The organism is Salinibacterium sp. UTAS2018 (assembly GCF_004118935.1).
Taxonomy (GTDB): domain Bacteria; phylum Actinomycetota; class Actinomycetes; order Actinomycetales; family Microbacteriaceae; genus Rhodoglobus.
Genome location: NZ_CP035375.1, coordinates 1,858,067 through 1,871,576, shown reverse-complemented (window position 1 = coordinate 1,871,576; position 13,510 = coordinate 1,858,067). Strand labels below are relative to the sequence as shown.

The window sequence follows — 13,510 nt, the reverse complement described above, 5'->3', positions numbered from 1 at the left end:
CGACTGCAGCGCTACATACCCGAGAACACCCGAGTTGCTTGCGACCTACACCCGATAATTTGGTAGGTCGGAGGCCAATCCCGAAGGTCTTACCCGTGAAGTTTTTGCTGCGCCCATTGCTCGTTGCTGCCCTGATGGCGGCGAGTATCACTGTTCCCGCGACGATCGCGACGGCCGCTGAAGCGGACATCGCCGTCAGCGTCGACCGTGAGGTGACCGCAGCTACGTTGTACGGCGATGATGTCTCCGTGACGCTCACTGCCCAGCAGACCTCCGGCACCAACGCGTACAACCTCACGTTCACCGACATCTTGCCTGCGGGGGCAACGTTGGTGACGAACTCCATCTACGGCGCACCCGAGATGATCGCTCTCGACGGTGGCGCCACGAAGCTCATCTGGAACAACGTTGCCGACCTCTCGTCGGGCGCCGTTGTTTCGCTCACCTACTCATTCAGTTACGACACGCCTCCCTACGTGGTCGGCGACACCTTGCCAGGCGTTGCTGAAGCGCTTGCCAACACCAACGCGCGCGCGCTGGTGAAGTTCGACAAAGACGGCGACGTCGTTGAGTCATCGCGCACGGTGGGTGGTTCGGCAGAGTCGAGCACCAAACTCGTTCCCTTCATCCTTGAGAAGACGGAGCTGAACAGCCCCGAAGACGAACTGCTGCGCGGCGTGCACGACCACCAGACGGTCTACGAACTCACTGTCACCAATAACGGCGTCAACCCCAGCTCTGACTTCACTGTCACCGACTTCCTTCCGGCTGGCCTTGAATTTCTCGGATGCTCCGCCGCTGACAACAGCTCAGACGACACCGAAGATTATGAGGGCTCCGGGCGCATCGTCAACTTCCCGAGCGCTGTGACCAACGACAACTGCGGAAACTTCTCCCCCGTCACCAGCACCGTGGTCGTCGACCCCGACGGCGATGGTCCCCTCCCTGAAGACGTGTACACGAAGGTTGTCTGGACGATTGACGGCCAGCTCGCTACCGATGGCATCATCACCATCCGTTACGCCGCCGGCATCCCCCTGCGCGAGAACGTTGCCTTCGACGGAGAAGCTACCGCGAACCTCGACAACAACATGGGTGACGTCACGTACGACGAGCAGCCACTCACCAACTACGCCGTCACCGACGGCACCTACTCCGGTGACGGAAAAAGCTACAGCGACGACGACACCGATACCGTTTACGCCGAAGATGTCTCGATTCAGAAAACTGTAAGCGACTCGGAAATCACGCAGGGTGCGGTGAGCACCTGGACGCTCAACTACCAGTCGTCCGAATACGCCCTCGAGACCGGAAAAATTCTGATCATCGATACGATCCCCGACGGGCTCGAATTCACCAGCAGCACACCCGCGCCGGACTCCGGCCCCACCTACAACGACGACGGAACGATCACGGTGTCGTGGGATGCTGCGGCATTCGCCGAGGCATCCGACAGCGGAGAGATCACCCTCGTCACAACCGCGCTCCCGGCATACCGCGTCAAGGGTACTGGCGGGGTAGAGCGCCCGGTGAGCTCGAACGACTCTTGGACGAACACCGTCGAGCTGGCGACAGCCACCACCATCATTGGTGAAGACGGTATCGAGACCTCAGAGATCGAGATTCTCGATACCTCAAGCGCCAGCCAAGAAGCCAAGGGCATCACGCTCACGAAGAAAGTTGCTGAGCCTGTTGCCCAGATGGATGGTGCCTGCGACACCATCGACGGTCTCGACTTCAAGGACAAGCAAGCTGCGGGCGTCTTCCACCCGGGCGATTGGGTTTGCTACGAACTGACCGTGGAATTCCCCGGCAAGCTCGACACCCTCGACAACGTCGTAAATGACTTTCTGCCCGCTGGTTTCACTTTTGTTAGCTACGCCGAAACTGCGCTCAATGATGTCGATTCGACATTCGTCGAGGTAGACCCCGAGGACCCCTCACGCCTGCTCACCTGGAACGTCGGAAACGTCGACAAGGGAACCACATTCCAGGTGCTGGTCACCGCCGAGATCACCGACCCCGCCGCCATCACCGATGGCGACATCACGTCGAACCTCATGAAGATGACGTACAAGAACACGGCTGGCGATGTCTTCCAGCTACGTGATGCCGCGGACACTATCGTCGAGAAGCCCATCGTTGCTCTCACGAAGGGAATCACAAAGGTCGACGGCGAAGCCGTGACCGGTGCGCCGAGCAACAAAGTGACCCTCCAGGCCACCGAAGTTGTCACGTATGAAATCGTCGTCACTAACGATGGTGGGCAGGATGCCGCCAAGGTCGAGGTGTGGGACAGACTGCCTTCAGGCTTGGCCTGCAGCGACGTTGTCGCCAGCTCACTCGCTGGCGGCGAGTGCGAGGCCGGAATCATCACCTGGACGATTGATGATCTCGCGGAAGACGAAAGCGCAACCCTCAGCTACAACCTCACGATCCCGGCAAATGCGTCCGCGGGCTTCGACTACACGAACACCGCCGGCGTACGCACCTACCAAGGCGAAGCCAACACGGGAACCCCCGCCGACTATTACCCGGTCAAGAACATCGACCCGACGGTAGAAAAGCTCGCTAACAGCGACGAAGCGAAGGATGTCGCGACGGTAAGCATCCCCGACCCAACCATCGTCAAGAGCGCCACCACGTCGGTCGTCTATGCCGACAACCTGGCGGCGGAAGCCACCATCGGCGAGCTCATCACGTACACGGTGACCACGACGATTCCGCAGGGTTCGAGCGTGTACAACAAGGCAATCATCACTGACAAGGTGGATGCGCGACTGTTGCTCATCGGCACCCCGACTTACGTTCTTCGGAACGACGACGGGGTGACCAACGGAACCGCAACGGTGGGCGCTAACCAGCTAGTGACGGTCGCGCTGCCGACGCCGTACGAGAACCTGCCCGACAGCGGCGACGACACGATCACGATCACGATCACGGCTCGCGTTCTTGACGCCAGTGGTCCCTCGATGTCGAACACGGTCAAAAATTCGGCCATCTTCGCGTGGGAACACGCAAACGGAACGCAAGCAACTTCCGTCTCCAGCAATGAAGTCAGCACGCTCATCGTTGAACCCCGCATTGCGGTGACGAAGAAGAGCAACGACCCCGACGGCATCGTTGAACCCGGGCAGCCCGTCACTTACACGGTGAAGGTCAGCAACAACAGTGCTCCAAATGTGTCGACAGCGCACGACACCGTTGCGGTCGACAAGATCCCTGACACTATTGAGCTCGTCGATGCAGCTGGAGAGCCGCTTGACGACGGCGATGCCGTCGGAACGTACGGCGTGTGGAACGAATCAGATCGGGAGGTCGTCTTCACGCTGGGTGACATCAAACGCGGTGCGTCCATCACGCTCACGTACAACGCCAAGGTCGTCAACCCCTTGGTGAGCAATTCAGCGCTCACCAACACCGTTGTCGCTACAACGACCTCGCTCGCGGGAACCGCCACGGGAGAGCGCACCTCGACCTCCGGCAAGACTGGCTACAAGGCGACCGCGAAGGTCACGCTGCAGGCGCCCGCCATCAGTTTGGTCAAGACCGCCACGCCGTCAACGCGCACCATTGGTGAAGTCATCGACTACACCGTCGTCGTGACTATCCCGAAGGATGTCGTCGCGTACGACACCACGATCATCGACAGCATGCCGACCGACGTACGATTCGGTTCCTTCACGAGCGCTACCTGCGATCAAGCCGGCGAAGAGTGTGTGGGACTGCCCGCGCTGAAGGACTCCGTTATCGGCGTCACTCCGGCGGCAACGGATCGCCAGATCGGCTATTTTCTCGGTGACATCGTCGCAGCTACCGCTGACCGCACTGTGACTCTGAAGTACACCGGAGTGGTCACGACGGCAGCTGAAGACGGTGATGTGCTTCGCAACACCGCTATCCCGCGCTGGAACTTCGAGAGCAAGGTCGACGACGAGCCCACGAGTGTCCCGACCTCGTTCGACACCTCCGGCCCAGCATCAAGCGCTGACGCCAAGGCCGTTGAGCCGAAGATCACGATCGACAAGGCCGTTGAGGGCCAAGACGGCGACAGCGATGCTCGCCGAGCCAAGCCAGGCCAGGAACTCAAGTACACGATCGTCGTGCGCAACACGGGCACGTCGCCCGCGTACGACGTAGTGGTCACCGACACCCCTGACATCCGCACCACGATCTCTGGCATCAGCCCGGCTGTGTCTAGCCCGGTTGCTGCCGGAAGCCTTGAGTGGACGATCGCGGAAATCCCCGTGGACGGCTCAGTCACGATCACGTACACGGCAGCCATGCCGCTGCTCAGCACGTCGACACTCGAAAAGCCTGTCGTCGCCAACACCGCAGACGTCACGGAATACTTCGGTGTTCCCAAGGCCAAGCGCACTGTCGCCGATGACTTCAAGAAGTACACCGACGTCACCGACGACACCGTTCGCGTCACCCTCGATGTTGCATCGCTGGGAGACGTCATCTGGTTCGACATCAACAACGACGGAACACAGAATGCTGCGGCTGCCGGTGTGACGGCTGAACCTGGCATCGCCGGAGTCACCGTCGACGTGATCTGGGCTGGCCCCGATGGCAACTTTGCGACAACTGGCGACAACGAGACGTTCTCGGCAGTTACTAACGCCACGGGCGGCTACCTCGTCTCCAATCTGCCGGGCGGGCAATACCGGGTGACGGTGGATGCCACGACGCTTCCTGCGGGAATGACTCCGACGTTCGACCTCGACAATGGCATCGACGTGCCGAACGGCGTCTGGCAAGGCTCTCTCGCCGCCGATGCTGAGAAGCGCGACGTCGACTTCGGTTACACCGGAACCGGCTCGATCGGTGACTACGTCTGGTTCGATCAGAACAAGGACGGCGTTCAGGATTCCAACGAGCCTGGCCTGCCGGGTGCAACCGTGACTGTTGTCTTCGGTGGCCTCGATGGCGACCTCTCGACGACGGGTGACAACATCACCTACACGACGACGACGGATGCCGAAGGCGCCTACACGGTAGGCCTGCTTCCCGCAGGGCCCTACTCCGTTACCGTCTCGAAGCTGCCGACCGGCTTCACCGTGGTCTCCGACCCCGATGATGTCGTTGACGCAACTTCGACGCTCACGCTGACCGCCGGCGAAGACAACGAGGAGCAGGACTTCGGCTACGCCGGAACCGGTTCGATCGGTGACTTCGTGTGGCTCGACCGCAATGGCGACGGCAAGCAAGACGACACCGAGCCCGGAATCTACGGCGCCACTGTCGAGCTGGCTTGGCTCGGTGCTGACGGCGAACTGGGCGGCGGCGACGACGCGGTCTTCACGACCACGACCGACGCTGACGGCAAGTACCTCTTCCCGAACCTGCTGCCGGGTGACTACTCGGTCGCAGTAACGGGCGGGCTTCCGGATGCCGCAGTTGCGAGCTACGACCGTGACGGCGACAAGGATTCTGTGACCCCGGTCACGCTCACTGCAGGCCAGAAGATTGACGATGTCGACTTCGGCTACGACGTGACCTCCGTTATCGGAGACCGCGTGTGGTGGGATCTCAACAGCGACGGCGTTCAAGACGACGGCGAGCCGGGCATCCCCAACGTCGACATCCGCGTCACCTACCTCGGCACCGATGGTGTTCTGGGGGGAGAGGACGCTGCTGGCGACCTCATCTTCACGGCGACCACTGATGCCGACGGCGACTGGACTGTCACCGAGATTCCTGATGGCAGCTACATCATCGAGGTAGTGGGCGGCGTTCCTGCTGGCTTCTTCCCGACCTGGGACAGCGACAGCCTCACCACGAACCCCGACCAGAAGTCTGAAATTGTCTTGGAGGGTTCGAACCTTGAGCAGGACTTCGGCTACGTTGGCGACTCGAGCATTTCAGACACCGTCTGGCTCGACCTCGACAAGGACGGCACGCAGAACAACGGCGAGCCTGGCCTGCCCGGTGCTGAAGTTACGCTCGTCTGGTTTGGACCGGATGGCGTGGCCGGCGGCGATGACGATGTCACCTTCGTGAAGACCACCGACTCCAACGGCAAGTACCTCTTCGGCGGACTGCCTGAGGGCGACTACTCCGTGACGGTGAACACCGACACGTTGCCGACCGGCGTCACCGCTACCTTCGATGCGGATGCTGGCCCTAACCAGCCCACCGCCGCGACGACGGCATCGACTGTCGGCCCCAACTCGACGACCGCTGTGGCTCTGCCGGCAGCGACCGACCTCGACAACATCGACTTCGGTTACGTCGGTACTGGCTCGATCGGCGACACCGTGTGGCTTGACCAGAACGGTGACGGCATTGTGGATGACTCCGAGTCAGGAATCGCCGAAGTCGACGTCACGCTCACCTGGGCTGGCCTCGATGGCGAATTGGGCACTGACGACGACGTGGTCTCGACCACGACGACCGATGCGAACGGCAAGTACCTCTTCGAAGATCTCCCCTCGGGACTCTTCACGGTTGAACTCGCCAACCTGCCTGCCGGTCTCACGGCAACCGCTGACCCGGATTCGGGCGACGACAACACGTCGCAGCTCACCCTGGCTGGCGCTGAAGCGAACCTCGTTCAGGACTTCGGTTACCGCGGCGACGCGGGAGTCGGCGACCTGGTCTGGCTCGATGTCGACAACGACGGCGTGCAGGGCGAGAACGAGCCCGGTCTCTCCGGAATCGTGCTGACAGTGACGAGCCCCGGCGCTGACGGAATCTTCGGCAGCGACGACGACATCATCATCACCACGACCACGGATGAGAATGGCAACTACCTCGTTGAGGGGCTGCCGGCTGGCGACGTGAAGGTCTCGTACGACCCCACGACGTTGACCGAAGGCTTCGTGCCAAGCTCTGACCTTGACGGCGATGTGCTCTTCGAGACAACGGCAACGTTGATCTCGGGGGAGACGCTGCTCGACGTTGACTTCGTCGTTATCGGTAGCGCAACGCTCAATGGCGTGGTGTTCGATGACCCGAACGGCAACGGCGTTCGCGACAGTGGAGATAAGGGAATCGCTAACGCGACCGTCAACGTGGTCTGGGAAGGCCCGAACGGTCCGGTAACGATCACCGTGATCACCGACGAGAAGGGTGCGTGGGAACTCACGAACCTTCCGGCCGGAACGTACACAGCCGCTGTCGACCTTGCGTCGGTCGATGCTGAATACCGCCCCTCCACGGGTACTACTTCAACGGTCGAGCTGCCCGCCTTTGGCGAGCGCTCGGTCATCCAGGGACTCACCACTGTGATGCTCGCCTTCACGGGTTCGAACATTGCCATGGGAGGCCTGCTTGCTGGATTGCTCTTGTTGAGTGGATTGCTGTTCCTGCTGCCGTCACGTCGGGTGCGCGGCGAAGGTAAGCAACTCCTCGCTATCGAGAAGTAGCAACAACAGCAGCAAGCGAGAAGGCGCGATGAGCGCACCGGGCGTCGGGCCCGGTGTACTCATCGCGCCTTTCGTCGTGGTGCTCGGAGCAGTACCTTGAGTCACTCCCACTCAACTTTCAGCTACCCGGCTTGACTCTCGGTGCGGGGAGGAGCAAACTTGATACAGCGCGACTCAAGTTCGCACAACCCAACGCTTAAAGGAGTAAGAGCACATGGCTCGAGCAGTAGGTATTGACCTCGGAACCACGAACTCCGTAGTTTCCGTTCTCGAAGGTGGAGAACCCACCGTCATCGCAAACGCCGAAGGAATGCGCACCACGCCATCCGTCGTCGCATTCACCAAGGATGGCGAAGTCCTCGTCGGTGAAACCGCCAAGCGTCAGGCCGTCACTAACGTTGACCGCACCATCGCATCCGTCAAGCGCCACATCGGTACTGACTGGACCGTTGCCATTGACGACAAGAAGTACACCCCGCAGGAGATCTCCGCTCGCACGCTTGCCAAGCTCAAGCGCGACGCCGAGCAGTACCTGGGTGAAGACGTCACTGACGCAGTAATCACCGTTCCCGCGTACTTCAACGACGCTGAGCGCCAAGCAACGAAGGAAGCCGGTGAGATCGCGGGCCTCAACGTTCTGCGCATCATCAACGAGCCCACCGCTGCAGCACTCGCGTACGGCCTCGACAAGGGCAAGGAAGACGAACTCATTCTGGTCTTCGACCTCGGTGGTGGAACGTTCGACGTTTCGCTGCTCGAAGTGGGCAAGGACGACGACTTCTCGACCATTCAGGTCAAGTCGACCTCGGGTGACAACCGCCTCGGTGGAGACGACTGGGATGCCCGTGTCGTTGACTACCTGATCCAGCGCTTCAAGGACTCGACCGGTGTCGACGTCTCGGGCGACAAGATCGCTAAGCAGCGCCTCAAGGAAGCTGCTGAGCAGGCCAAGAAGGAGCTGTCGTCGCAGATGTCGACGAGCATCCAGCTTCCGTACCTCTCGCTCACCGAGAACGGCCCTGCCAACCTCGACGAGAGCCTCTCGCGCGCCAAGTTCGAAGAACTGACCGCCGACCTGCTCGCACGGGTAGCGAAGCCCTTCAACGATGTCATCAAGGAGGCCGGCGTCAAGCTTGCCGACGTATCGCACGTTGTTCTCGTGGGTGGATCGACCCGTATGCCCGCTGTTGTTGAGCTCGTCAAGAAGCTCACGGGTGGCAAGGAGCCCAACAAGGGCGTTAACCCCGATGAGGTCGTCGCCGTTGGTGCCGCACTTCAGGCTGGTGTCTTGAAGGGCGAGCGCAAGGACGTTCTGCTCATCGACGTCACCCCGTTGAGCCTCGGTATCGAGACCAAGGGCGGAATGATGACCAAGCTCATCGACCGCAACACGGCTATCCCCACCAAGCGAAGCGAAACCTTCACCACGGCGGATGACAACCAGCCTTCCGTCTCCATCCAGGTCTTCCAGGGTGAGCGTGAGTTCACTCGCGACAACAAGAACCTCGGAACGTTCGAGCTCACCGGCATCGCGCCGGCGCCTCGTGGCATCCCGCAGGTTGAAGTTACTTTCGACATCGACGCCAACGGCATCGTGCACGTGTCCGCCAAGGACAAGGGCACCGGCAAGGAGCAGTCGATGGTTATCACCGGCGGTTCAAGCCTGTCGAAGGATGACATTGAGCGCATGGTCCGCGAGGGCGAAGAGCACGCTGCAGAAGACAAGGCACGCCGTGAGGCCGCTGAGGTTCGCAACAACGCTGAGCAGCTCGCGTACTCAACCGGAAAGCTCATCACCGACAACGCTGAGAAGCTGCCAGAAGACGTCAAGACCGAGGTTCAGGCCGACGTCGACGCGCTCAACTCGGCACTCGCTAGCGATGACGAAGCGGCTGTAAAGACCGCCTTCGACAAGCTCACCGAAAGCCAGCAGAAGATCGGCGAAGCAATCTACAAGCACCAGGAAGAAAACCCTGAGGCCGCTGCAGAAGGCGACGACGCACCCGCTGGTGAGAGCTCAGACGAAGACATCGTTGACGCTGAAGTTGTTGACGAAGACGAAGCTGACACGGACAAGAAGTAATGTCTCCCAAGAATCGCGACCACGACGAGAACCAGGATCCGGTGATCAATGACGCAAGTCAGAGTGATTCGGAGACCGGCAACGTGAGTGCGTCTGACTCGGCTGCCGCAGAGGAATCTGCGGCAGCCGAGGGGCAGCCCTCCTCTGCTGAGGACGCTGCCGCGGGCGCCGATAAGGCCCCCGACGAGCTGAGCGAAGAAGACCAGCGTCTTCTCGACGAAGCAAGCCGGGACCTCGTTGCCGAGATGCGTGATCAGATGATGCGTGCGCAAGCTGAGTTGGTGAACTTCCGTACCCGCGTTGAGCGGGATCGGGTGTCGAACCGCGAAGCTGTAATCGCCGACGTCGTTCGTTCGATGTTGCCCGCGCTTGATGACCTCGATCGTGCTGACAAGCACGGCGACATCAGGGAGGGAACCCCCATCGCGCTCGTTGCTCAGAAGATCAACGCGAGCTTTGAGCGGTTTGGCCTGCGCAAGATCGGCGAAAAGGGCGAAGCCTTTGACCCCGCTTTTCACGAGGCCGTTGTTCACTTGAACGACCCCGAGGCAACGCAGAACACGATCGCTGATGTCATCGAGCCGGGCTACATTCTTGGTGAGCGCGTAGTGCGTGCCGCGAAGGTTGCTGTCTCTGGCCCCGCTGACTAGGGCCGGGGGTGGCGTGTAGTGGCTAGCCAAGATTGGTTCGATAAGGACTTTTACAAGGTGCTCGGGGTGTCGAAAGACATTTCTGAGGCCGAGCTAAAGAAGACCTATCGCAAACTCGCGCGTCAATTCCACCCGGATTCGAACCCGGGAGATCCGAAAGCTGAAGCGCGCTTCAAAGAGATCAGCGAAGCGCACTCCGTGCTCTCTGATCCCGAGACGCGCAAAGAATACGATCAGGTTCGTGCCATGGGCTCGGGCGCTCGCTTTCAAGCGGGCGGCCAAGGCGGTCAGGCTGGCGGCTTCGAAGATGTCTTTGGTGGCATGTTCGGTGGCGGTGGCCAAAGTTATGGCGGCGGTCAGAGCTACGGCGGAGGGCAATCGGGCGCAAGCTTCGAAGACCTCCTCGGTGGCATGTTCGGCGGTCAGGCTGGCCCCGGCGGCGGTCCCGGCTTTCGGGGCGGCCCCGCTAAGGGTCGCGATCTAGCCGCGAACACGACGCTCGACTTCGCGACTGCGATCAACGGCGAAACAATCAAGCTCCAGCCGGCGGGCGGGCGACCGATGAACGTCAAGGTTCCTGCGGGAGTCAGCGACGGTCAGAAGATCCGCCTCAAGGGCAAAGGCGAGCCGAGCCCGAATGGTGGCCCGGCTGGCGACCTCGTATTGACGGTGACCGTGCGCAAGCATCCAGTATTCGAACGTGACGGCAACAACATTCGTGTTGTGGTGCCAATCACGTTTGTGGAGGCCGTACGCGGTGCCACGATCGAGGTGCCCACGCTCGGCGGTGCTCCGGTGAAACTGAAGGTTGCACCGGGAACCCCGAGCGGGCGAGTACTGCGGGTCAAGGGCCGCGGAGTAGCGACAGCAAAAGCGACCGGAGATCTGCTTGCCGAAGTGCAAGTGGCGGTGCCAAGCCACCTTCCGGATGCTGCACTCAAGCACCTCGAAGCCTTTGCTGACGCGATGCCCGCAGAGAACCCGCGGGACGACCTGATTGCCCGAGCCAGGAGCTAAGAACTATGGATGAGCTAACTCCCGCGTTTGCGATCGCCGTTGCGGCGGAGCTGGCGGGAATGCATCCGCAGACGCTGCGACAGTACGACCGTCTGGGTCTCGTGTCTCCCACGAGAACCAGCGGTCGGTCGCGGCGTTACTCCATGCACGACGTGATGCAGTTGCGTGAGATCGCGGCGCTCAGCGCCGAGGGCCTCAACCTCGAAGGCATCAAAAGAATTCTCGACCTTGAAAACCAGGTCACGGGGCTCACGGCTCGCGTGCGCGAACTTGAAGCGGCGCTCGCTGATGAGATGCTCTCTCGCCCGGGCCGCCGCGTGTTTGCGGCGGGTCAAGCCGGCGAAGTGATCTCGCTGCGGGCAGGAACCCGCGCTGAACGCACCGACCAAGTCGTGCTGTGGCGCCCCTTCGTGCGCCGCGATAACCAGCTTCCGCGCTGATGATGGGCGCGGCACACCCTCAGCACTCGCCACTACGGTGGGAGATGTGATGTTCCGCGAAGCACCGCCCCTCGGCACGCGCGCAATTCTGCGGCAGCGCTGGAGTGAAGTCTCCTTTCTGCACTGGAAAGTCGACCCCGCCGTGGTGGCACCTTTCATGCCCGAAGGCTGTCGCCCCGACACCCTCAACGGCAGCTCCTGGGTAGGGCTCATCGCGTTTCAGATGTCACAAAGCTCATTCTTCGGCGGCCCCCGCATCCCGTGGCTAGGCGACTTTCCCGAAGTGAATGTGCGGCTCTACTCTGTCGACGAGAAGGGGCGGCGTGGCGTCGTGTTTCTCTCGCTCGAGGCCTCGCACCTGATTCCCGTTCTCACCGCGAGGGTCGCTTTTGGCTTGCCCTACCAGTGGGCCTCGATGAAGATCGGGCAGCGTGACGGGCAGATTGCCTACAAAACTCGGCGGCATGGCCAGCCGGATGCGGCATCCCACATCATTGTGCGACCGATCGACGACCAGGCGGCCAGCGTCTCACTCGCGGCCGACCCCGAGGCCACCTTTCTCACCGCGCGCTGGGCGTTTCACGAAACTCACCGTGGACGCACGATCTACGCTCGCAACCACCACGAGCCCTGGCCTCTGCAGCCGGCCGAATTGGTCTACCTCGATGATGGCCTGCTTGCCGCAGCAGGGTTCGAGGGGCTAGCAGACCGCGCCCCCGACTCCGTTCTCTACGCCAGCGATGTTACGACGGTGTTTGCGGCACTTCAGCGGCCGCTCCAGATTCGAATGCCGCAATCGCGGCCAGTGTGGACATCTCAGCGTTCTTCTTAGGTTCTGAGAGCAATATGCCTACCTTGTATAGACAATTTTGTGCAATATGGTCTCACCAGCACAAATGAGCATTGCCTCTTGGGTCGGTCGGGGCCATGATGAGTAACCACAACGTCATATAGGCACAACACGATTGAAACGATTGACCCGGAGAATGAACGCACGGGGAAAGTTCCCGTTCGCGCATCATTTGCTTGGTTAATCGCCACAGGCAACGACGCCGAATAACGCAGGAGGCACCATGACGACAGTTCGCGCAGCAATCACTCAGACCACTTGGACAGGCGATAAGGAGTCAATGCTCGACAAGCACGAGCAATTCGCCCGGGATGCCAAAGCGCAAGGCGCTCAGATCATCTGCTTCCAAGAGCTCTTCTACGGCCCGTATTTCGGGATCACCCAGGACAAGAAGTATTACCGCTACGCCGAGCCGGTTGATGGCCCGATCGTCACGCGGTTCCAGGCCCTGGCTAAAGAGCTCGACATGGTCATGATTCTGCCGATCTACGAAGAAGCGATGACCGGTGTTTATTACAACACCGCCGTTGTCGTCGACTCGGACGGCACCAACCTCGGTTCGTACCGCAAGCACCACATCCCGCACCTCGACAAGTTCTGGGAGAAGTTCTACTTCACCCCCGGCAACTTGGGCTTCCCGATGTTCAACACCGCCGTCGGCAAGGTCGGCGTTCACATTTGTTACGACCGCCACTTCCCCGAGGGATGGCGTGAGCTCGGCCTCAACGGTGCCGAGATCGTGTTCAACCCGAACGCCACTAAGCCCGGACTTTCCAACCGTCTCTGGGAGGTCGAAGGCCCCGCAGCAGCAGTGGCCAACGGCTACTTCGTTCTCCAGCCCAACCGTGTCGGCCTCGAAGACAACGAGTACGGCGACGAAGCCGTTGACTTCTACGGCACCAGCCAGGTCATCGACCCCCGCGGAAACTTCGTCGGCGAGCGTGGCTCGGGCACCGATGAAGAGATCATGATTCGTGACCTCGACATGGACCTCGTGCAGGAGATGCGCGATGACTGGCAGTTCTACCGCGACCGTCGCCCCGACGCCTACCTGTCGATCCCTAAGTAAGCCACCACGTCAGCCCTAGGTTGTCTTG

7 protein-coding genes are annotated in these 13,510 nt (G+C 61.0%); all 7 read left to right on the top strand.

All coding sequences use genetic code 11. From position 1 onward, the window contains the following. Positions 1-95 precede the first annotated feature (95 nt). The 7 genes from ESZ53_RS08870 to ESZ53_RS08840 all read left to right on the top strand — a co-directional run bounded on the left by ESZ53_RS08870 (position 96) and on the right by ESZ53_RS08840 (position 13,482). Complete coding sequence (locus ESZ53_RS08870; protein WP_168187214.1) at positions 96-7,373, top strand: SdrD B-like domain-containing protein; 7,278 nt, start codon at positions 96-98, stop codon at positions 7,371-7,373. Positions 7,374-7,587: 214 nt separating this feature from the next. Beyond that, positions 7,588-9,456 (top strand): molecular chaperone DnaK, encoded by a 1,869-nt coding sequence (gene dnaK / locus ESZ53_RS08865; protein ID WP_129072493.1) that lies wholly within the window; start codon positions 7,588-7,590, stop codon positions 9,454-9,456. Beyond that, the gene (locus ESZ53_RS08860; RefSeq protein ID WP_246837271.1) at positions 9,456-10,106 is read left to right on the top strand and encodes a nucleotide exchange factor GrpE; all 651 of its coding nucleotides are present in this window, start codon (positions 9,456-9,458) and stop codon (positions 10,104-10,106) included. The genes dnaK and ESZ53_RS08860 overlap by 1 nt, the downstream gene beginning before the upstream one ends. Before the next feature lie 18 nt (positions 10,107-10,124). Beyond that, positions 10,125-11,123 (top strand): DnaJ C-terminal domain-containing protein, encoded by a 999-nt coding sequence (locus tag ESZ53_RS08855; protein WP_129072492.1) that lies wholly within the window; start codon positions 10,125-10,127, stop codon positions 11,121-11,123. Positions 11,124-11,128: 5 nt separating this feature from the next. Beyond that, complete coding sequence (locus ESZ53_RS08850; RefSeq protein WP_129072491.1) at positions 11,129-11,563, top strand: heat shock protein transcriptional repressor HspR; 435 nt, start codon at positions 11,129-11,131, stop codon at positions 11,561-11,563. Positions 11,564-11,612: 49 nt separating this feature from the next. Beyond that, positions 11,613-12,395 (top strand): YqjF family protein, encoded by a 783-nt coding sequence (locus tag ESZ53_RS08845; protein ID WP_129072490.1) that lies wholly within the window; start codon positions 11,613-11,615, stop codon positions 12,393-12,395. Positions 12,396-12,636: 241 nt separating this feature from the next. Next, positions 12,637-13,482 (top strand): nitrilase-related carbon-nitrogen hydrolase, encoded by an 846-nt coding sequence (locus tag ESZ53_RS08840; protein ID WP_129072489.1) that lies wholly within the window; start codon positions 12,637-12,639, stop codon positions 13,480-13,482. Positions 13,483-13,510 lie beyond the last annotated feature (28 nt).